Origin of the sequence: Brucella lupini, assembly GCF_002252535.1 — a bacterium.
In the GTDB taxonomy this organism is placed as follows: domain Bacteria; phylum Pseudomonadota; class Alphaproteobacteria; order Rhizobiales; family Rhizobiaceae; genus Brucella; species Brucella anthropi.
Genome location: NZ_NNRN01000055.1, coordinates 179,263 through 198,492, shown reverse-complemented (window position 1 = coordinate 198,492; position 19,230 = coordinate 179,263). Strand labels below are relative to the sequence as shown.

Sequence of the window (19,230 nt, the reverse complement as noted above, 5' to 3'; positions counted from 1 at the left end):
AAGCCAAGCCGCAGACCGCCCATTTCAAACCATCGAGGGACTTTCTGCTGTGTCCGCACAGAGGTGGCTCGGGAAATCTGCACAGCTCGGATAAGTGGAATTTCTGCCTGAGTTCGGCTTAGATGCCAGGAACAGGAGATACCATGACGAGACGACCGCGCCGGAACCACAGCCCGGCTTTCAAGGCAAAAGTGGCGCTTGCTGCGATCCGAGGTGAGCAGACACTGGTGGAATTATCCCAGCAGTTCGACGTGCATGCCAATCAGATCAAGCAGTGGAAAGACCAGCTTCTTGAGGGTGCGACAGGCGTTTTCGGTGATGAAGTGAAGGCGGAACCGGCCGGACCGAGCATCGATGTGAAAACGCTTCACGCCAAGATCGGCGAACTGACCTTGGAGAACGATTTTTTGTCCAGTGCGCTCGGCAAGGCGGGATTGCTGGGCGGAAAGAAATGATCGACCGCGAGCACAAGCTGTCGGTCGTGAGGCAGGCCAGGCTCCTCGGCTTCAGCCGTGGCAGCGTCTACTATTCGCCGCGTCCAGTATCTGATGGCGATCTTGCCCAGATGCGCCGGATCGACGAGCTGCATCTCGAATATCCGTTCGCGGGAAGTCGGATGTTGCAAGGGCTTTTGAAGGGAGAAGGCCTGGAAACTGGGCGGCTGCACGTCGCCACGCTGATGAAGAAGATGGGTATCGAGGCGATCTATCGTCGCCCGAACACGTCAAAACCAGCGCCAGGTCACAAAATCTATCCCTACCTCCTGCGCAAGCTGGCGGTTACCCGGCCCAATCAGGTATGGGCGATGGACCTGACCTATAGTGCGCCTCGCCCCAATCGGGGAGGCTTATGACTGGAATGCAGAGAGAAAGGAGGATGCGAAGAACTGCCTGCCCTCTGCTGTAAGGGGGCATGAGCCCAAGCGGCGGTGACCTGCCGTCAACTGGCAGGGTGACGTAGCCCGCAGGTAAAGGGGATTGAGGCGAAGCCGTTACGCCAAGATGGTTCCCGAGGCTGAAGTATTGGAAGGTTGAGGAACACGAACCGGTTAACCCGCATCTGAGGGCTGAAAGGTCGCCTTCGCCTACACGGCTTAACAGGCGAAATGCTGATGATGGCGCCTGAGATGTATGCCAGCGTCATCCCAACACGGACGAATACGTAGGCTGTTCGTGGGAGCCATGGGGAGAATGCAGCCAGACCATGGCATCGGCATCGACTTGCGGAAAGCAAGGGAAAAGACTGCGACCGGCAGCCTCACCAATACGAAGACGTCCAGCATATGAACGAGGGAAGGCATGATGGAATGCCCACGATGTTCTGCGTCGCAAGGGAGTTGACCCTGATGTCCATCATGTTGGCGGAGTTCCCGTAGTAGTCCGCGGCAGGGAAAGCCTGCCACATGGCGAAGGGGAACAGTTCAAACTGCTTGAAGTGCAAATTACCTGACCGAACGAGGTGAAGACCTATGATAATCAGCGAAATGCAGCACAAGCTTGCAACATGGGCCGAGAGCGATCCAAACCGGCGGTTTGATCGGCTTCTTCGGCTGATTGCCAATCGGGAATGGCTTGCCGAGGCCGCTCGGATGGTTCTTGCATCAAGTGGCGCACGAACGCCGGGTATCGACGGAATGGATAAGCAACGACTGCAGGTCAAACTGGATCAGCATCTCGACGACCTGCGGAAAAGCCTGCTGGAGGAGAGCTACCGCCCCCAGCCGGTCAAGCGCATCTATATCCCAAAATCAAACGGCAAGCTACGACCACTGGGTATTCCGACCCTGACGGATCGCATTGTTCAACGCGCCATGCTGATGGCCATGGAGCCTATCTGGGAAAGCGATTTCCATCGTTTATCCTATGGCTTCCGGCCGGAACGGAGCGTGCATCATGCCGTCCGCACCGTGAGGATACAGCTTCAAGATGGTGCCGACACGACGAGGGGCCGCTGGATCATCGAAGGTGATCTGGCCAGCTACTTCGATACTGTCCATCACCGGCTACTTCTGAGATGCGTGCGGCAACGGGTGAAGGATGGACGGTTCGTCGATCTTCTCTATCGTTTCCTGAAGGCAGGCCACATCGACCGTGGCCTGTTCACAGCCTCAAGCGAGGGCGTTCCGCAAGGTGGCGTTCTGTCACCGCTCCTGTCCAACATCATGCTCCACGAGTTTGATATGTGGCTGGAGGCGAAATATCTGAGCGACAAGGCCCGCAAGGATCGCTGGGCATGGAACTTCGGCATTAAGCAGGGCCGCCCCATCACGGTTCGCGAGAACCGGCAATGGAAACCGGCCGTTGCCTATTGCCGATACGCCGACGACTTTGTCGTGATCGTAAAAGGAACCAAGGCTCAGGCAGAGGAAATCCGTGAGGAATGCCGGGCGTTTCTGGAAGGTGAGTTGAAGTTGACGCTGAACATGGAGAAAACTCATGTCACACACGTCAATGACGGCTTCGTCTTTCTGGGGCACCGGATCATCCGCAAGCGTGGGGCGCATGGACGGATGTCCATCGTCACGACGATACCCAAGGAAAAGGCCAAGGGGTTTGTTCGCAAGCTCACCGAAACCCTTTCCGGCAATCATAGTGTCAGTACGGTCGACATGATCGCCGGCCTGAACCGCCAATTGGTGGGATGGGCGGCGTTCTACAAGTTCACTGACTTCACGGCGTACGTCTTCCGGCGCATCGACCATGTCGTGTTCTGGAAAATGGCGCATTGGCTGGGACACAAGTACCGATCGCGCATCAAACCCTTGATGCGGAAATGGGTAAGGGTCCCGGAACCGGGCAAAGCGAAAACCTGGTTCGTGTATGGCCGCAGTGAACGCGGTGACCCTGTCGGGAAAGCACTGCAACGGCTTGTCTCAAGCCCCAAGGCGCAATTCCGGTGGCGCAATCCGGAGGGAAACCCATACATCTTCCGGCTTGAAGACCGCAGTACCGTCACGTCGCACTATCATGACGTTGCTATGGCCATGGGCCAAGCTTGAACGGAGAGCCGTATGCGCTGAAAGGTGCATGTACGGTTCGGGGAGGAGAAGCGCACCCGCGCTTCTTACTCCACTCCCCATGGCGCGTGGTTTTGTCTACCTCTGCGCCGTCGTGGACTGGTTCAGCCGTCGGGTTCTGTCGTGGCGATTATCGATCACGATGGAGGCGGACTTCTGTATCGAAGCGGTCGAGGAAGCGCTGGCTCGCTATGGAAAGCCGGACATATTCAACACCGACCAGGGATCGCAGTTCACATCCATCGACTTCACGGCGGTGCTGAAGAAAGCTGAGATTGCGATCTCGATGGACGGCAAGGGCGCGTGGCGGGACAATGTCTTCGTCGAACGGCTTTGGCGGTCGATCAAATACGAAGAGGTCTACCTCCACGCCTACAAGACCGTGTAGGAGGCCCGCGCGGGGATCGGTCGTTATCTGAACTTTTACAATACTCGACGTCCACATTCATCTCTTGACCGGCAGACGCCGGATCAGGCTTACTTCAACGCGCTGGCACCGATGATGGTGGCGGCATAACCGAGGCGGAAATCCACTTAACGAGACGCCCGAAACTGTCCAAACAAACCGAGCCACCTCTATCATCTATGGTGCCGCCTCTCCGCCGAAGCCAAGAGAGCAAGCTTGCTCTGACTTCCGCCGTAATCTCGAACTGTACAGGACGTACGGTTTTCTGCTGTATGACCGTTGCTCGTGTTCGGATATTCTGGCCCGTAAAGAGAGTTCCGATCTTGATCCTAACTAGATCGCAGCCTCGTAGCTTGCTATCGATCGCGAGATCGAACAACGCTCGGTCTCGCATCCGCCCCTCTCTATCAAGAAAGAAACGAACTGCCTAAATCTGCCGCTGTTTGAGCGGCTTCTTTAAGTAAGCCTTCCTGCCAGCGTTCCATACGGAGCGCCCAGTGCAGCAGGATCATATTGTGCGATACCCATTTGAGTTCTCCTTCGGCCACCATTGGCCGGTGGAAGAACGCGCAAATTCAAGCTTCGTTGCGTGGGGCTGGGAACTGTCGGTCAGCTTTTCGCTTTCATATAAGGAACCGGACGGTCATCTCGTTCGGTTAATGCCGCCAGGCGAATGTAGGTAATCCGATGCCTGAGCCAGTCCTACTTGAATATATGAGCCACATAGCTGATAATTTCGGCATGCGAGAACCTACTTTATCAACAAAGCCCAATTAAGCACAAAAGCATGGCCTTCGCGCTCGCCGACATCTCCACGACTTGCTATCGATTTTTGGCAAGCTGAATGTATGGCCATTCTTGAATTAAAGAGCGCTAATCCATATCTGGGATATCGCCATACTGGAAAAAAATTGCGGGCGGGCCATACTCTCCAATATCAGGATCTGCTTCGCGGCTCCAGGCTACAACTCCAATGTGCTTTCCTTGCAATTCCGCCGCTGCGCGTAAAGCACGACCCTCGGTTTCAAAAGCCATTGGGTCGAATGCAGCAACTAATTCACCCGCATCATTACGATCGAATGCCGCGACAACAATGAGCCGCGCTTTGGTCATTTTGGTGTCATTCCCTTTGTCCTTGATCATAGATGAACTTGTGAGCTTAACGCTACCGGCCGTTGCGCCCACCCTTTTTGAGGTTGACGGCATAATGCTCTTTCTCTCAAGACGTTGTTTTCGCAAGCGGAGAGTCTTGGCATCCCGCTCACTTACCTCAGCGTCCAAGATAGAACGTACAGCTTTGTCTGTGCGTGAGGCGACCGACTCTCTGCCCGATGGAATTCGCTTGAAAAGCGTATCTTTCGTAAAAGCAATCAGGGAATTTTCCGTCAAGTGAGAAGTTCCTTATGAGAAAAATAAAAAGGCCAAGCATTGCTTGGCCCAAAGCTAGTTTTTTCGCTTGTGCCAGTACATCTGTGGTCACAAGAAAGAAGAAGCCTCATTTACGCTGCCTGCAAATTACAAACAGTCATTTTCCCAGACTTGCGATCCTGTTCCAGGTCATAAGTCAGTTTCTGGCCCTCATTGAGCGTATGCAAGCCTGCGCGCTCAACTGCAGAAATATGAACAAATGCATCCAAGCCGCCATTGTCAGGCTGAATAAAGCCAAAGCCTTTTGCTGCATTAAACCATTTAACTGTGCCGGTGTTCATGTGAACCCCTTTCCTAGCAATATTGATAGCTGCGTTTGAAAAACGCAGAGATGAAACGATTTTTTAAAGGGAGTTTTCGTTCAGCGCACGGTGCTAATCGCGCAGGGATCAAAGCTCAGCAAGAAAATCTCGATGGTTTTATTTTAGTTGTTTAAATAAAATTTGTCAAACTATTAATATATTTTGGTTCATTAAATTGACGAAAAATACTTAAATCGCTTAATATTTTCATTGTTTTTACAGTGAAATAACGATTTCAAATTTATTATTTGAGAGGCCCGGTTTGGGCGCTCTCAAACGATAATTGTTAAGCCGTGCCATAGGCGGAAGACATTTCCGTCTGTGGACCTGGGTCCGTTTGAATGTCGCCCATTACTCCAGCCATAAAACTCTTCAGAATCAACGCTGACTCATTATAATGGGGTCCTGGGAGGGGCTTCATCCTGGACGTGAGATAGCCGGCCTTAATAATCATCTGCTTCAGAATGCGATGGTTTGAGTGAAAATCGCCATTATAGATATTGGAAGACATGGCGTCCTCCTTTCAAATTGCGGGCAAGGGTAATTCGACCCACGTCAGCAGAGCCCGTATTCAATCAATTCACTGACAATTTAGGATGGACTGTTTGTGATTTGATAGCAAGCGAACAATTAAGGTCACTTAGGGGCAGGATACTCGATCTGACACATCCTGAGTGATTTCATCTTCAGAAATCGAGCCCCACATAAAAAGCACCCCGCAGCGGGATCGCGCGGGGCTAGCTGGAAGGTTATCATATGCCTGCATTCAAATTTTATTCAGGGAAACTTGAAAATCAAGAACCTTTTCAATCGCTCTGTTTTTTCTCGGTATCTTCGAGGCGCGCTAAAAGTTCAAAAAAAATATCTTCGTTATTGTTGGAGGATGTCATCATCAATCCGTCTTTCAATGCATCTGCGATTGCTTGTGAGGGAAGATCACGACGCCTCACGCTGGTGGCAAAACGTCTAGCGGTTTGGTAAATGTTTGGTCGTTCTGGCATGCACCCAAAGCTTTCTCATTCTCAGTATAACAAACGTGCGGTGGCTATGTTCCGATGCCGGCAAACCGAATTAAGTTTTCAACAGAAAGCCCGGGACATTCAGGTACATCCCGGGCAGCAGTCGGCAAATGTGGTGCATGTCCTTGCCAGCGTTCTATCCGCTGAGCTTCGTACGCACCCAGCGAATAATTGGAAAGATGCCCTGCCTTAGGGACGAGCTGGGTAGGGCTACGCCATATCCCCGTGTTAAGTGAGTTTCTGGCGCGTGGCGGCTGTCATCGCCTCGTGAGATACTACGCCAGCGAGATTTTTGTTCCACGTCAAGCAAACGGATTATATTCCGTGGGAACAGTTGGCACAGCCTGCGCCGAGCCATTGTTGTTTGCCGCTGGAATTCTCTGAATGTCGTGTCGAGTCTGATATCGCTGATGAGCAAGACGGGCAGCTAGCTCACAGATGTACAATTGGTCTCTCAACCCGCTCTCGTACAACATGATGATGCTCGATGCTAATTCCGACGGAGAATAGTCGCGGTCGCTCTCTTCGAGCATGATTGCTGCATTGCTAAAGCAACTCCGCATAAAATTGACTTCCAATGGGTTATATATGCGGCTCGCTTCGTTAAATAGCGGCATAGTGGCCTCCCTTCAGCTAGTGCCAAAGCAACGCCCCCAAAACAATGAATGCGTCATGAAATTATATGGATGACTCCAACCGAATCAACCCGCAAAGTCCTCGCCGGCCAGAATGTGACCGACGAGGGTAGCGCCTGCCGAAGCGAGCCAAGCCGCTACAGACGCCGCACACCCTACTTGCAGAAAATGTGTTTGTTCCGAAAATTAGGTGAGTACGAAAACTACATCCAGCCATGCAACTTAAATTAGTGAACTAGAAGAATTCTCGCGGAAATTGATCACAATGGTGCTATACTCAAAATCCAACGCATAATTATGTGCGTTCGATCGTTGAAGATCGGATACCATCATGAACAGGCTTGAATGGTTAAAGCCCGCACTCGGCGGAGCATTGATTGGCGCCATTGCGGCAATTGCTATCGGGTTTTCCGTCGGAGGTTGGGTCACGCACGGTACTTCTGAGCGCCTGATTGTATCCAACATGTCCGACGGGGTGGCGCTTGCCCTGACGCCTTACTGTCTTGAAAAATCAAGAAACGACCCGGCCGTTGTGAACATCCTGGCTGAGTTTAAGGCCGCCCCAGCTTACTCTCGCCGTAGCCTTATCGAGAAGTCAGGGTGGGCAACACCGTTGGGTGCAGAGCAACCCAATGCCGCGCTGGCAACAGCGTGCGGCAACGAACTCGCTAAGGCGCTTTAATAGGGCGGGGAAGCTGAATGAGGAGGCTGTAATGAAAAAACAACGTAACCGTAACATTGCATTGGAAACTGTTTCTGTACGTCCGCGGCATGATGAGGACACGACGGCTAGCAGAAGTGATCTCACAAATGCTCGTGAACAGATGAGCTCACCATCAAAGGATTGGACGCAGCTAGCGAACATTCTTCGGCGTTCTTGCGGCGGATTCTCACGTTCCCGCTCGCCGCGCCATTCTTCACCGAGGAGTAAACGCAATGGCTAATGACACCACAGCTCTGGAACGAAAGGTTCTTGCACACGAGCAAATACTTCAGGTTCTCATTGGGCATCTAGCTGAAACTGAACCCAAATTTCTGGATCGACTAAAAGCGGTATTCACGCGCCATCATATTCTTGGCTCCAATGAACAGAACTACGTTAATACAGCGCAGTATGCGGAACAATTCATTCATGAAATTGAGAGGATGCAAGAGTATAAGGCGACGCGTTGATTTTCGTCGGCTCACGATAGTATTCCAAGATTCTTGATCCGCTTATTCCTAAATAAACATCAAATGTTAGCTTGTGATTTATTCCGAAAAGGTGCACGGTATATCATCAACAGCTTTTTGAAACGGGCGCTGTCGTTGGGAGAGAACAATCTCCTGCCCCAAAAATGAAGGGGGACACAGGATGTCTTCCGCTTCACACCTACCCTACTTTGGCCCCGAAGATTTCCCTTCGCTCCGCGATTTCATGCAACGCTCCGGATATTCGTTGGAGGGGTGCGAAAAACCAGAGACCCGCTTGGAAGCCGCCAAACACCTTTGTGAGATATTCAGCGACGGGCGCCATGTTCCTGTGCAAATGCTGGACATGCTTTTGGCAGTTCGCGCCCAACGCTTGTCGCAATCTAATCAAAGAGAACTGGAAACCTGGGAAAATGAAGGCGGCTACACCGCTCCGCAAGTTGCGGCAAAGCCCTCGGTCCTGCGATGGCCACCTCGAAAGAAGCTCCGATTGAGATTGGCTTGATATTATGCGTACCTCAATATCAGGCGTTGTGTTAAGCGAGCAAAGGGTTGGATTTCGCTCCAAACAGCTCTATCCCGCGATCCGGAATATTGTGCGGATAGAACATAGGGTCCGCGAGCCGTTCAGTGCAAGGTGTTTGGCCAAACACATGCCCTCAACGCATTTACCCTGGTTGAAAACCTACTTGAGCTCCAATGCGGCGAGTTCGCATCGGGACCGAGCGGCCTATTTCGTGAGGGTATGTCGGGGCTGGTATCGTCTCAATGACACGTGATCAATCTGGCGAGGAGAAAATGTCAGCCCACAAATCTGTGGATCGTAAAATGAGTGTTTACTTGATCGCAACTCTCATAATATGCATCGATATTGGATTGATGGCATGGGTGCTGGGTTCCTATATCTATTAAGTTCGAACAGTAGGGTTCTAAAGCGTGTGCTTTCCCACCAGAATGAAGTCTGCACTTCCATGGATGCTGACGTTTCGTACGTCCACACTCAGCAAGCCATCACCTTTTTCCGATGATAACTGAACCAGCTCACCTGAATAAGCCTGCCGGAGCATCTCCATGCTCGCCCACATCGTCCCTGTTGTAAACGTCTTTTCGCCTTCTGTGAGCAGGGAGATGCTGTAGTGAACAGACCCAATATTCTTTCCCTCGCAATACAGATTGCCTGTTGAACTAAAAGTAGAGCTTGACATGATTATATCCTCAAACGGATGTTGCGATATTATGAATAATAATTAATTAGATTAAGAGATAACGAAGCACCCCAAATTATCTGGACTTGGATCGTCGAGATTTACAACTTCCGACCAGCCGCAACTTTCGAAGTTTGAACGAAGTATGAGGCAGCGGCGGGGTATTACGTCTTTTGCGCTGCAGTTTAAGCGGGAGTACGAGAGAAAGCGAGTTCGGCTCGTGTTTAGGGGCTATAGATGAACGTACTGAGTGCGTTTCCAGAGAAGCTTGTCGCCTCGTCTCTCTTGGTGAGGCGACACAGCTATAACTAATGCCGTTTGGTTTTGATCAAGTCATTGGTAGAGGTAGGGAAGCGTCCTGCAACAACTTCAGTTGACGCAACTTTCGCCTTGGACTTGTCTTGCTTTGGTTTTCTTATTTCTCGGTTACTTCTTTTCTGACCGCGGGGCATTTTGAAAACCTCCTGTCTTTCAGGATTAATTATTCCTTGGGTATCGGACCAATCCGTTGATGGTTCAAATCACGGCTGGAGATCCATCCACATTCTCAACTGTATGACGCCGAGAAAACTTCGAAAGTCGTCGCGATTGCGAGCGTCCAGATTGGAACTCTTGAATGAGCAACTTTGCTGCGACTAGGTGAGCGGTTCGGTTTTCTGCGGTATCGTAAAGCCGATAGCCAGCGCGTCGCAATATTTCGCGCATCATTCGAAAGTCGGTAGGTCCAAAGTAGGGCTTGATAATTTTGGAAGACATTTCATCCTCCTTTTATTGGGGCTGGAGTCTGCACTCGCAACCGACAGCGCCCGTTTCAAAAGCTGTCGAGACATGCACCATGCGCCTTATTTTTGAGCAAAGCAACTGAGGCTGGGATGTGACGGCAGATAGGTTCACCTACTACTTCAAGATTTGCAAAAGAAGCTACTTCATGTCATCAGCAGCGATCCGATAAGAAGTTTGCCGAGCCTGGGCAAAAACTTCGCGGGCAACATTGTAGATCAGTTTCCGAGACGTCGGAGCAGCAAGAAGCGAAAATTCCATTGCTGCGATGACGCCATTTTTCTACAGTACGGTTTTATCGATTAGAAACGGAACCGAGGTCATTCCGTCGTAGCTGACAAAGCCTACGCCGACCTCAAAATCATCGAAACTTCTGCTAGGTCTGGAAATGAAAGGGACCTTATTTTTCTCTTTCTACCGCGCCGCCGCCATCATCATAGCGATCAGCGGACTTTGCCATTGCCTTATGCTTCTGGATGAACTGTTTCAGGGCGATCTGCAGGCGACCTTCATCACGAGTTCCCTCCTGAAACCGGCGTGCAAGATATCGTGCAGCGTCAGTGCGCAAATCCTGCGTGTCGCCAGGTTTACGAGCCTCCCTAAGAAGGCGCGAAATCATAGTAATGTTTCTGGAATTCAAGGCGATGGAAGACATTATGTCCTCCTTTGTTGCGGGTCAGGCATTTGAAGCCCGAATGACAGCACCCGTTTCAATTGCTATCGATGACCACCATGCGCCTTATGTAAGAAGAAAGCAAATAAGGCTGTAATACCAGCGCTGCTAGCTCAGACTGGGCTGCGTGGCTAGCAATGATTCCTTGGCCATTTAAACTGCAGTTTTCAACGGCGGTTCGCGGCCATCCATATTTACAATGCCAATACGTGGAGACCGCTGCGCCGACTATAAATTGTAGACTTGTCCAACTCCTTCGCAATGCGCTTCCGGGGGACTTCGGGGCCGCGAGCGGCCTGTTCGATTACGGATAGGCAGAGCGGGAAAGCAGTCTTCACCCGTAGCCGGACATGGCCGTCGCCGGCTCGGATGTTCTGATCCGTTATTCAGCGTCCCTCGTCGCCCAGCATGTGATCGGCCAGACTGCAACAGTGGCTCGCCTGATAGGCGTTCCGGCCCCGGTTCATGTGCGTCAGATTGAATGCCCGGATGGCCCGCAACGCCCGGCTCGCCGCGAGAAATTTGCCAATTGAGGGAAAGCCACGGACCTTGACGCCAAACATGTCCTCTCCGCGGGGAAAAAAATAGCTGACGTCTTCAGGGGCCACGACACAACGTTCCAGAAAAGCGTCGTCCACCTGGCCGTGATCGCGTGAATGGTCGGTGGTGAAATCGGAAAGATGCACCACGAAAAGCGCACGGATATCGTCGCCATCCGCATAAAGCGAGAAAAACTCCATCCAGCTCGCATTGATGCGGACGAGCGCCTTGCCGGGGGTCGACGGCAGACAGGAAATCGACCAGTAATGCCGCTCGGTCCGGCGCGGGATCAGGATGCAGTCGCGACCGTAGCGCCTAAGAATCTCCAGAACCTCTGGAGCCTGTGGCATGCGCAGCAGCTTCTCGAACCGGGCGGCGTATTTGAAACGCAGTTCGAGGGATTCCAGGCGCTCCTCGGCGTCGCGCAGGATCGTTTTGCCTTCCATCCAATCGCGCTGTTGCTCGAAATCGAGGAACTGGCGAAGACCGGTTCGGCTTTGTTGGCGAGTGGCGTTCATCGGCGATCGAGCAGTCTGGCTACCGCCTCGCGGACAAGGGCGGGGACACGTTCGGCGTCATCCAGATAGGCACTTTCGAGGAGACCGTCCGAAAGCGCGACGAGGAGGGACGCGGTGACGGAAGGAGCCGGATCGCCGTCCTTTGCGAGAAGGCTCTGGAGGCTATCGTGATACCAGACGCGGCGCGCATCGATGGACTGGCGCACGGCGCTGGCCGGATCTGGATATTCGGCTGCCGCGTTGAGAAACGGACATCCCCGCCAAGGGCCCGCAGTCACAGTCTCGCTGATGCGCTCCATGATCGCCGAGATCATTTTCCGGGGCGATTGCTTCGGAAGCGCAGCCACCGCTGCCCGCCCGACCCTATCGATCTCTTGGAGATAGGCGACGACGAGGTCGTCCTTCGATGGAAAGTGATTGTAGAAGGTCGCTTTGGCTACGCCGGCTTCCGCAATGATGCGGTCGATGCCGACAGCATGGATGCCTCCTTCGTAGAAAAGCCGTGTCGCGGTCTCGAGCAAACGACGACGCGCGGAACCCGCTTCGGACTGGGTTTCAGATTTTTTCTGCTTCATCGCTTGACCTTAACAGACAGGTCTGTATAGTGCAACATATAGACAGACCTGTCTGTATAAGAGGAAGCCATGCATGCGAAAGACACAGCCGAAGTCATCCACCGATTCAACCAGGCGTTTGAGGAGCACGATCCCGAGATTTTCGAGGACCTGGTCGCGCCGGATTGCGTCATGGAGTCAATCCAGCCGGCACCGAACGGCACGCGCTACGAAGGCTACGATGTCAACCTGGCGTTCTGGCAGGCCATGGCCGCAGACCGCGTCAACCGCTTCGAGGTCGAAGACACTATCGTCATGGGTGACCGCGCAAACATCCGTTGGCGGTTCCATTTCGGCGACAGCGGCTCGATCCGCGGCGTCACCCTGATACGTGTTCGTGACGGGCGGATCATCGAAGCCCTGGCCTACGCCAAGATGCCTGGTGAGTCGGCGCCGCTGCCGGAATGACGGTCGCATGCGGCCAGTCGCAAAGCACGTGAGAGAGAACCAAGCCGACGATATCCGTTCGAATCGAGCCGTGGTTCATCTGTCTACGCGGAATAGACCCGGCTCCATCGCTCAATGAGGTGAGAAGATGACCAGTGACAGCAAAATTACTCATGAAATTGTGGAACGCTTCCACAACGCATTCGAGCAGCATCACCCCGAAGACCTCGATGACCTCATCGGCGACGGCTGTGTTCTCGAAAATACGGCGCCGGCCCCGGATGGCGCGCGCTACGAAGGACGTGAGACCTGCCTTGCTTTCTGGAAGGGCGTCGCGTCATCCGACAACCTCGTCTTCAAAGCAGAGGAAATCTCCGCGATGGGCGATCGCGGAATCATCCGTTGGCAACTTCGTTGGAGCAACCGGGTAGCGGACCGGGGTCGAGACGTCAATATTATGCGCGTCCGTGACGGAAAGATCGTCGAGGGTCTGGGCTACGTGAAGGGGGGCTGATGTTCTGACCCTGAACCGGCGATCCCCGTTGATCGCTACCCAGGACTGCACGGCGGCGCGCCGCCGCAACAGGGGCGCCAGCCCGAAGGAGAGAAGCGATGATGATCAACAAAGCCGGGTACACCCGAATGAAGCCACAAGCGGGACAGTGCTGTGACGGTCATTCTCGAAGCATTCAGCGCGATTGGCGCGGCTGTTACTTGACCGCACCATTGAGATAGAGATCTTCACCTCGCTGCAGCGGCGTGAAAATGAAGTCGTCTTTTCTGAGAAAGCTGTTGAACCAGCCTAAAAGATCATCTTTGGTCGACGAGTTGCGATATCCGACCAGCTTGACGGTCAGGGGAGCACTAAAGGCTATGTCAAAGGCAGTGGCAAACTGGGTGGCGCCTGAAAGCTGAACCGAAAACATGCCACCACCGTCGTGACGGATGGAAATTTCCGCACGAGCGAAAAACTCATCGCTGTAGGTGGTGATAAGACCTGGGGCTTCCCACCAATCTTCACTCGTCAAAGCGTTTCGAGTTCCTTCGCCTTGGAAGTCGACCCGGATTTCCTGGAGGCTGCGATAGTCATCGTTCTCGAAGCGCTTCAATGGTATTTTGAGCCACTGTGTATCCAGACCCGGGTTCAACCACTGGGAGACGTCATCCTCGGGGTCATTGTCAGGATCGAAGAAGAATTTCGGAGATTTCACGTCTAAATCCAAGACGACGTAGTCATCCAGCTGCTGACCAGGCCAAGATCCACTTGAGGCCCGCAAGGTGATGCGTGGCTCTTCGACTGGAAGGTCGAGCGGATAGCTCTGATAAACAAGCTTAAAATGTCCCATGCGGTTCCCCGGTCTGAAAACTCAATGTGGATTCCTTAAGATAGCGGCTGATGGTTATACTTTACTATGTCACATCTTTCTGCAACAGATCGCTCGCAATTACTGCTTCTGCCGGGAGCAGTCGATGATTATGTGGGACCGGAAAACTTGGTCCGCTTCATCGAGGACTTCGTTGACGACCTCGATCTCAAGGCTGCCGGCTTCGTGCGGGTTGTCAGCTTGAAGTGCTTAGGCCCCTCTCCACCCCATAATGGTCGTTAGCAGTAAGAAAAAGCGGAATGACCGCTTTGGAAAGCTTGAGAATGCTAAGCTAATGTCCGGAATAAGACGCTTCACGGACATACATGGAACAGTTAGCAAACCGACTGATTACAGGCGTACGCGAGACTTTGTCTCAACAGCGGAATAAGACGGCACATTACAGACCGACAACTTTCGACCTTGATTGCAGACCTTCTCCGAACTTCGTCCAACCTCCGAAGCAGCCATCCGTGAAACTATTTAGGTGACTTGGCACATCTCGGAAAATGCGGTCGACGATTGGTCCAGATATCGTTCCAAAAAATTGCCTTACGGCAACCGTACCCCGCGATTGCTATTTAAGTAACGTATTCAGAAGACGTTCAGGCGGGATGGCGGTAATATCCGAAGAGTGATTTAAGCATTTGCCATTCGCCATGCATTGATTACAGCGGAAATTTCGCTTGATTTCCTGACGCGCCAGACATGTATATTATCGACAACAGCAAGTTGGCTAGCAATGTTTTCTTGAAACTTGGTTTGATGTCTCAGGCTACGGATTGCAAAACGGTATTGTTCCCATGGCCAATCTATATTGCCTGCAGGAAGCTCTGGACGAGCCCGTCCGAAGTTTAGCAACGGTCTGATGGCCAAACGGCACGCTCGCACCCATCTGGGTGGGTCTAGCCAGACAAGACTGTCAGCATATGGTATTGCGTAAGGCAATAAACTTGGACCACCCTCCAATATCCATGCGTCACTTTGCAATGCCTGAATCAGTTTGACCTCAATTTGTGATTTTGAACGTTGTTCCCAGTTTTTGATGAGCTTAATGTTGTCAAAGGAGATAATTGGCACATCGGGACGAACTGCCGACAATTTTGCCGCGAGGTAACTTTTTCCCGCGCCATTTGGGCCCGTTACGATCAATCTCTGCAATGTCACGATCCCAGCTATGAGAAGAACAATTAAATGGCGATTGACGACAAACACATACAGAATACATGAATTCGAAAACGCTGTAATTGTCGCTAATTGAATTTATCCATTGCGTCAGACAACAGACGCGGTTGAGTTGTGCGTGCTCGACTGTCTGCGTCCACTATAACTTCTTCAGGGAACCACCTCGCAAACGCGCAGATCAGATTACGCAGTGTCAAGAATTGGACGTAGCTTAAACCCAGAGTGGCCGCTTCACCGACAGGGTTTCCAGCCCCTTCTAGTCACTTAAAACTTGCGAGGATCGTTTCCTTTAAATATATCGCGGTTGATTTCGCATATGGTGAAAGTGCTACGGCTAAATCGATCCTACGAGGCTGGAATGAATAATCGTTACGGAAAACTGGCTTCCTGGGTCTATAATCTGGATAAACCGGTCGGGCGTTCATTCGGCGACGTGGAATATTATCAGCGACGGCTCGCTGGGTCCGAAGGTCCGATCCTCGAACCTGCTGTCGGCAACGGTCGTGTTTATGTGCCGCTGCTTGAGTCCGGGTTTTCGATAGAGGGGTTCGATGCGTCTGACGAGATGCTTGGTTACTGCCAGGACGAATGCAGGAAGAGAAACCTTTACGCAAGCGTGACACGACAGACTTTCGAAGAGTTTTCTTATAGCAAAAGCTTTATTGCCGTCATCATTCCGGCGGGGTCGTTTCAGCTGGTCACGGATCTGACATCGGCGACCGGCGTGCTAAGGCGCTTCTATGATTGCCTGGTCCCAGGGGCAAAATTAATCATAGATCTCGATCCCATAGGCGGTTTTCTTGGGCCGACCGGTTCGGTCCGAAGTTGGAAAACCCAGGACGGAGATCTGCTAACACTCACAGATCATCGGGTTGAAACCGACTATATCGCGCAAACCACACTGACCCATCTGCGCTATGAACTCTGGCGAGATGGAAATCTTGTGAAATCCGAACTCGATTTGTTTAAGTTGCGGTGGTGGGGAGTCGAAGAGTTCTTGATGGCGCTGCAGCGCACGGGCTTTGTCGATATAGTGGTGTCAGGCAACTACCAGCATGGAAGAGCACCGCATAGGGACGACGAGATTATCAGTTTTGAGGCGCTGCGTCCCAATTAGATCGAAGTGGGTTTTTCAGCTGCCCTGGAACGTCATTATATGCAATGCGCTTTCAAGTCTGCCGCGGCCACCGACCAGTTAAAGGTCCGCTTACGAAGACTCGAACCCTAAACCCGCTCATCCGCTTCCCACCCCATCATGTTAGTTAGCAGCAAAAAAGCGGAACGACCGGCTCTGGAACGCGTGAGAATGCTACGCTAATGTCTGGAAAAAAGCGCAAAGCGGACGCACAACATATTCTCCACAAACAGGGCGGTGAGTATCAGGGGCGACTTCTATTACTCATTAATATCTGATATAGTGAGCGATAGAAATGGATGTTATCGCTCATGCCCTGGAACTGGACACAGCCTGATTGGCCGCATTTTCGCTATGACGCGTCTGCACTCGCGGCACTGGAACAGCGATTTCTGCTCTCCTCCGGCGAAGTCATCGGCGCTGTGCGTCACATCGATCCCGACGACCGCGACCGGTTGCGCATCGAACTCTTGAGCGACGAAGCGATCAAGACGAGCGCGATCGAAGGCGAAACATTGGACCGCTTGAGCGTCCAGTCATCACTGCGGCGACAACTCGGCCTGGACACGGACCGGCGTTCGGTGCAACCGCGTGAACACGGGATCGCGGAAATGACGGTCGACGTTTATGGCACCTATGCCCTGCCGCTTGATGACGCCACTCTGTTTCGGTGGCATACGATGTTGATGACAGGCAGTCGGCATCTGGAAAGTATAGGTGCTTATCGCAGCCATTCCGACGCTATGCAGATCGTCTCTGGCCAGTTGGACCGTCCGACGATTCATTTCGAGGCGCCGCCATCAGCGCAGGTACCAGAGGAAATGCATCAGTTCATATCGTGGTTCAACGCAAGTGCTCTGACAGGCAGTACGCCCCTCCCCGCGCTTACCCGCGCCGGGCTCAGCCATTTGTGGTTCGAAAGCATTCACCCGTTCGAAGACGGCAATGGACGACTTGGTCGCGCACTGGCCGAGAAAGCGCTCGGCCAATCGCTGGGGCAACCGAGCCTGATCATGCTCAGTTTCACCATCGAACAGCAACGGAAGGCTTATTACGATCAGTTGGAAACCCATCAGCGGACCCTCGACGTCACCGAATGGTTGGTATGGTTTTCCCAAACCGTGCTGACTGCTCAACAAACTACGCTGGATCGCGTCGGCTTTTACATCGCCAAGGCACATTTCTACGACCGGTTCAGGGGAGCGTTCAATCCCCGACAGGAGAAAGTCATTGCGCGTCTGTTCGAAGCGGGACCGGATGGCTTTATCGGTGGCCTCAGTGCCGAGAACTATCTGGCCATAACAAAGACCTCACGCGCTACCGCCACCCGCGATTTGCAGGATCTGGTCGACAAGGGCGCGTTGATACGCAGCGGTCAGCTTCGATTCACCCGATACGCACTGAACTGGCGAGCACCTCATTGACGACAAGATACTGGAAACGGTGTTGCCAAGCTGTTTGTGATTGGTTGCACGGGCGCGCGGCGGTTGCCTTTTCAAGCCGTCATTTCTGCGGCGTAGTCGGACCAAAGGCAGAAGGCATCTGCCCTGGCGTGTCGCCAGGAGTGGGATGGGAGGTGGTAGCTGCGGGGACGAAAGACGGTATTTATCTGATCGTGGGCTGACAGGAAGCGCTGTGCTTGGCGGGGCGATTTGAACCGCCCCATGATCTTCTCTATCTTCCTGGTGGATCAGTTGCAAAAATTTCGGTGAGGCAAAGCGTGGCGAACCGTTGGACGCAACTATGCTGCAAGCGCTGTGAATTGTTGTTTGAGTGAAAGCGGTGCGGTTGATCCGAAATTGCCTTGCAGCTTTCGCATCATATGAACGAGCATGACACCGGCGAGCGTGATGCTGGCAGCGGCTTCAGCCTTGAAGCCGAGCATGGATCGTATCCGTCGTTTGACACGGCGATGATCCTGCTCGATGGTGTTGTTCATGTATTTGCTCGAGCAGATGGTGATGAGCTTGCCACCATGTCGCAACCGGTTCTCTGCATCACATTGCATGATGGCCATCCGATTGGTCTGGCTGCCGTCAATTGTGATCTTCTCTGGCCTGCCATGTTGGGCCAGCCCCTTGCGGATAAAGCGTTTGCCAGCTTTCAGGTCGCGATTTCTGCTGAACATAAACCCGACTGTATCGCCGTTGCTGTCGATGGCTCGGTACGGATAAAGCCCCTCACCTTTGACCTTCACATAGGTCTCATCCAGATTCCATTTGCGTGTGACTGGACGCTTCCTTCGATGGAAACACTCAAGCAGCATGGGGCTGAAATGCAGAACCCAGCGGTGCACCGTGGAATGGTCCACCGCGATGCTGCGCCCGGCCATCATTTCTTTCAGATTGCGAAGGCTCAGATTGTAAGTCAGGTACCATCGAATACACAAAAGGATGACGGACTTATCGAAATGGCGGCCTTTGAACATCGAACAATCCAGCTTTTTAGAAGCTGGAAACCCTATATCAATTCCCATTGACGAAACATTTGCAACAGATTCGCCTATTCGCCAAAGACCGCTCATCTTCCCAGCCCAGATTGCCTCATTGTAAATTTCCCTCTTGGGCTTGTGTTTGACGGTCGATGTCTCGACCAACTGGTCTTGTGAGGGTAGTGGTTTGCTCACGACGTGCCTGCGCAGCGATTTGGCATATGGAGTAAAACTTGATAAGAACCGCCGTTGCCGGTTTTAATCTCCCAGGGCTCCGCCGGCAGATTGCCCGCGAAGGACTCCATGTGGAATCCTTTATCCTTTAAGATGAATTTGATGAGCACACATCGACTTCACGTTCCTGAGGAGCATAACGGCGGTTCCGGCAACGGTATCAAAAC

General features: G+C 52.6%; 20 protein-coding genes and 4 pseudogenes. 11 read left to right on the top strand and 13 right to left on the bottom strand.

Annotated features, from left to right (window positions below; translation table 11 throughout):
• Nucleotides 1–143 precede the first annotated feature (143 nt).
• The 3 genes and pseudogenes from CES86_RS20640 to CES86_RS20625 form a co-directional block, all read left to right on the top strand.
• Nucleotides 144–820: pseudogene (locus tag CES86_RS20640) on the top strand (IS3 family transposase); the annotation flags it as partial.
• A gap of 648 nt (nucleotides 821–1,468) precedes the next feature.
• On the top strand, nucleotides 1,469–2,998 hold the full coding sequence (gene ltrA, locus CES86_RS20630) for a group II intron reverse transcriptase/maturase (RefSeq protein ID WP_192802337.1): 1,530 nt from the start codon (nucleotides 1,469–1,471) through the stop codon (nucleotides 2,996–2,998).
• 64 nt (nucleotides 2,999–3,062) lie between these two features.
• Nucleotides 3,063–3,533 (top strand): annotated as a pseudogene (locus CES86_RS20625) (IS3 family transposase); the annotation flags it as partial.
• A gap of 61 nt (nucleotides 3,534–3,594) precedes the next feature.
• Here the strand turns inward: CES86_RS20625 and CES86_RS28190 are convergent.
• The 5 genes and pseudogenes from CES86_RS28190 to CES86_RS27275 all read right to left on the bottom strand — a co-directional run.
• Nucleotides 3,595–3,950: pseudogene (locus CES86_RS28190) on the bottom strand (integrase); the annotation flags it as partial.
• A gap of 345 nt (nucleotides 3,951–4,295) precedes the next feature.
• Nucleotides 4,296–4,811, bottom strand: coding sequence for a hypothetical protein (locus CES86_RS28185; RefSeq protein WP_308669824.1), 516 nt, complete (start codon nucleotides 4,809–4,811; stop codon nucleotides 4,296–4,298).
• Nucleotides 4,812–4,921: 110 nt separating this feature from the next.
• Nucleotides 4,922–5,131 (bottom strand): cold-shock protein, encoded by a 210-nt coding sequence (locus CES86_RS20610; protein ID WP_029928430.1) that lies wholly within the window; start codon nucleotides 5,129–5,131, stop codon nucleotides 4,922–4,924.
• Between the two features lie 307 nt (nucleotides 5,132–5,438).
• Complete coding sequence (locus CES86_RS20605) at nucleotides 5,439–5,663, bottom strand: hypothetical protein (RefSeq protein WP_029928432.1); 225 nt, start codon at nucleotides 5,661–5,663, stop codon at nucleotides 5,439–5,441.
• A 295-nt stretch (nucleotides 5,664–5,958) separates the two neighbouring features.
• A complete protein-coding gene (locus CES86_RS27275) occupies nucleotides 5,959–6,153 on the bottom strand; it encodes a hypothetical protein (RefSeq protein WP_143851094.1) in 195 nt (64 codons plus the stop codon).
• 984 nt (nucleotides 6,154–7,137) lie between these two features.
• Between CES86_RS27275 and CES86_RS20595 the strand changes: the two genes are divergently transcribed.
• The 3 genes from CES86_RS20595 to CES86_RS27270 all read left to right on the top strand — a co-directional run bounded on the left by CES86_RS20595 (nucleotide 7,138) and on the right by CES86_RS27270 (nucleotide 8,502).
• Nucleotides 7,138–7,488: a hypothetical protein gene (locus CES86_RS20595; protein ID WP_029928436.1), complete on the top strand. Its 351-nt coding sequence runs from the start codon at nucleotides 7,138–7,140 to the stop codon at nucleotides 7,486–7,488.
• A 254-nt stretch (nucleotides 7,489–7,742) separates the two neighbouring features.
• Nucleotides 7,743–7,979 (top strand): hypothetical protein, encoded by a 237-nt coding sequence (locus CES86_RS20585; protein ID WP_051686661.1) that lies wholly within the window; start codon nucleotides 7,743–7,745, stop codon nucleotides 7,977–7,979.
• 181 nt (nucleotides 7,980–8,160) lie between these two features.
• Nucleotides 8,161–8,502, top strand: a complete 342-nt coding sequence (locus CES86_RS27270) for a hypothetical protein (RefSeq protein ID WP_143851093.1) — start codon at nucleotides 8,161–8,163, stop codon at nucleotides 8,500–8,502.
• Nucleotides 8,503–8,926: 424 nt separating this feature from the next.
• Here the strand turns inward: CES86_RS27270 and CES86_RS20575 are convergent, their stop codons facing one another.
• From CES86_RS20575 to CES86_RS20560, 4 genes are all read right to left on the bottom strand, one after another.
• Nucleotides 8,927–9,202 carry a hypothetical protein gene (locus CES86_RS20575; protein WP_029928442.1) on the bottom strand — a complete coding sequence of 92 codons (276 nt, stop codon included), beginning with the start codon at nucleotides 9,200–9,202 and terminating at the stop codon, nucleotides 8,927–8,929.
• A 1,180-nt stretch (nucleotides 9,203–10,382) separates the two neighbouring features.
• A complete protein-coding gene (locus CES86_RS20570) occupies nucleotides 10,383–10,637 on the bottom strand; it encodes a hypothetical protein (RefSeq protein WP_029928444.1) in 255 nt (84 codons plus the stop codon).
• Nucleotides 10,638–11,041: 404 nt separating this feature from the next.
• Nucleotides 11,042–11,713 (bottom strand): hypothetical protein, encoded by a 672-nt coding sequence (locus CES86_RS20565; RefSeq protein ID WP_094515229.1) that lies wholly within the window; start codon nucleotides 11,711–11,713, stop codon nucleotides 11,042–11,044.
• Complete coding sequence (locus CES86_RS20560) at nucleotides 11,710–12,288, bottom strand: TetR/AcrR family transcriptional regulator (RefSeq protein ID WP_029928448.1); 579 nt, start codon at nucleotides 12,286–12,288, stop codon at nucleotides 11,710–11,712. Before CES86_RS20560 ends, CES86_RS20565 begins: the two co-directional genes overlap by 4 nt.
• A gap of 69 nt (nucleotides 12,289–12,357) precedes the next feature.
• On the opposite strand from CES86_RS20560, the gene CES86_RS20555 reads away from it, so the two are divergent.
• A complete protein-coding gene (locus CES86_RS20555; RefSeq protein ID WP_010660320.1) occupies nucleotides 12,358–12,735 on the top strand; it encodes a nuclear transport factor 2 family protein in 378 nt (125 codons plus the stop codon).
• 127 nt (nucleotides 12,736–12,862) lie between these two features.
• Nucleotides 12,863–13,228, top strand: coding sequence for a nuclear transport factor 2 family protein (locus CES86_RS20550; RefSeq protein WP_094515228.1), 366 nt, complete (start codon nucleotides 12,863–12,865; stop codon nucleotides 13,226–13,228).
• Between the two features lie 196 nt (nucleotides 13,229–13,424).
• On the opposite strand, the gene CES86_RS20545 is transcribed toward CES86_RS20550, so the two are convergent.
• Entirely contained in the window at nucleotides 13,425–14,060 is a 636-nt protein-coding gene (locus CES86_RS20545) for a hypothetical protein (RefSeq protein WP_167387132.1), read from the bottom strand.
• Nucleotides 14,061–14,126: 66 nt separating this feature from the next.
• On the opposite strand from CES86_RS20545, the gene CES86_RS20540 reads away from it, so the two are divergent.
• A complete protein-coding gene (locus CES86_RS20540; RefSeq protein WP_081861797.1) occupies nucleotides 14,127–14,321 on the top strand; it encodes a hypothetical protein in 195 nt (64 codons plus the stop codon).
• A 396-nt stretch (nucleotides 14,322–14,717) separates the two neighbouring features.
• Here the strand turns inward: CES86_RS20540 and CES86_RS20535 are convergent, their stop codons facing one another.
• Complete coding sequence (locus CES86_RS20535) at nucleotides 14,718–15,245, bottom strand: P-loop NTPase family protein (RefSeq protein WP_235819972.1); 528 nt, start codon at nucleotides 15,243–15,245, stop codon at nucleotides 14,718–14,720.
• A gap of 376 nt (nucleotides 15,246–15,621) precedes the next feature.
• Here CES86_RS20535 and CES86_RS20530 point away from each other — a divergent pair, with 376 nt between their 5' ends.
• Nucleotides 15,622–16,380: a methyltransferase domain-containing protein gene (locus tag CES86_RS20530; RefSeq protein WP_029928454.1), complete on the top strand. Its 759-nt coding sequence runs from the start codon at nucleotides 15,622–15,624 to the stop codon at nucleotides 16,378–16,380.
• A gap of 329 nt (nucleotides 16,381–16,709) precedes the next feature.
• On the top strand, nucleotides 16,710–17,822 hold the full coding sequence (locus CES86_RS20525; RefSeq protein ID WP_029928456.1) for a Fic family protein: 1,113 nt from the start codon (nucleotides 16,710–16,712) through the stop codon (nucleotides 17,820–17,822).
• A 71-nt stretch (nucleotides 17,823–17,893) separates the two neighbouring features.
• Here the strand turns inward: CES86_RS20525 and CES86_RS20520 are convergent.
• Together CES86_RS20520 and CES86_RS20515 are read right to left on the bottom strand one after the other, a co-directional pair.
• A pseudogene (locus CES86_RS20520) lies at nucleotides 17,894–18,085 on the bottom strand (IS6 family transposase); the annotation flags it as partial.
• A gap of 54 nt (nucleotides 18,086–18,139) precedes the next feature.
• A complete protein-coding gene (locus CES86_RS20515) occupies nucleotides 18,140–18,826 on the bottom strand; it encodes an IS6 family transposase (RefSeq protein WP_094515271.1) in 687 nt (228 codons plus the stop codon).
• Nucleotides 18,827–19,230: the final 404 nt, after the last annotated feature.

Excerpts from the sequence above, each read along its gene's own strand:
- ltrA (WP_192802337.1), top strand. The coding sequence starts at position 1,469 with ATGATAATCAGCGAAATGCAGCACAAGCTTGCAACATGGGCCGAGAGC.
- CES86_RS20610 (WP_029928430.1), bottom strand. The coding sequence starts at position 5,131 with ATGAACACCGGCACAGTTAAATGGTTTAATGCAGCAAAAGGCTTTGGC.
- CES86_RS20605 (WP_029928432.1), bottom strand. The coding sequence starts at position 5,663 with ATGTCTTCCAATATCTATAATGGCGATTTTCACTCAAACCATCGCATT.
- CES86_RS27275 (WP_143851094.1), bottom strand. The coding sequence starts at position 6,153 with ATGCCAGAACGACCAAACATTTACCAAACCGCTAGACGTTTTGCCACC.
- CES86_RS20595 (WP_029928436.1), top strand. The coding sequence starts at position 7,138 with ATGAACAGGCTTGAATGGTTAAAGCCCGCACTCGGCGGAGCATTGATT.
- CES86_RS20585 (WP_051686661.1), top strand. The coding sequence starts at position 7,743 with ATGGCTAATGACACCACAGCTCTGGAACGAAAGGTTCTTGCACACGAG.
- CES86_RS27270 (WP_143851093.1), top strand. The coding sequence starts at position 8,161 with ATGTCTTCCGCTTCACACCTACCCTACTTTGGCCCCGAAGATTTCCCT.
- CES86_RS20575 (WP_029928442.1), bottom strand. The coding sequence starts at position 9,202 with ATGTCAAGCTCTACTTTTAGTTCAACAGGCAATCTGTATTGCGAGGGA.
- CES86_RS20570 (WP_029928444.1), bottom strand. The coding sequence starts at position 10,637 with ATGTCTTCCATCGCCTTGAATTCCAGAAACATTACTATGATTTCGCGC.
- CES86_RS20565 (WP_094515229.1), bottom strand. The coding sequence starts at position 11,713 with ATGAACGCCACTCGCCAACAAAGCCGAACCGGTCTTCGCCAGTTCCTC.
- CES86_RS20560 (WP_029928448.1), bottom strand. The coding sequence starts at position 12,288 with ATGAAGCAGAAAAAATCTGAAACCCAGTCCGAAGCGGGTTCCGCGCGT.
- CES86_RS20555 (WP_010660320.1), top strand. The coding sequence starts at position 12,358 with ATGCATGCGAAAGACACAGCCGAAGTCATCCACCGATTCAACCAGGCG.
- CES86_RS20550 (WP_094515228.1), top strand. The coding sequence starts at position 12,863 with ATGACCAGTGACAGCAAAATTACTCATGAAATTGTGGAACGCTTCCAC.
- CES86_RS20545 (WP_167387132.1), bottom strand. The coding sequence starts at position 14,060 with ATGGGACATTTTAAGCTTGTTTATCAGAGCTATCCGCTCGACCTTCCA.
- CES86_RS20540 (WP_081861797.1), top strand. The coding sequence starts at position 14,127 with ATGTCACATCTTTCTGCAACAGATCGCTCGCAATTACTGCTTCTGCCG.
- CES86_RS20530 (WP_029928454.1), top strand. The coding sequence starts at position 15,622 with ATGAATAATCGTTACGGAAAACTGGCTTCCTGGGTCTATAATCTGGAT.
- CES86_RS20525 (WP_029928456.1), top strand. The coding sequence starts at position 16,710 with ATGCCCTGGAACTGGACACAGCCTGATTGGCCGCATTTTCGCTATGAC.
- CES86_RS20515 (WP_094515271.1), bottom strand. The coding sequence starts at position 18,826 with ATGTTCAAAGGCCGCCATTTCGATAAGTCCGTCATCCTTTTGTGTATT.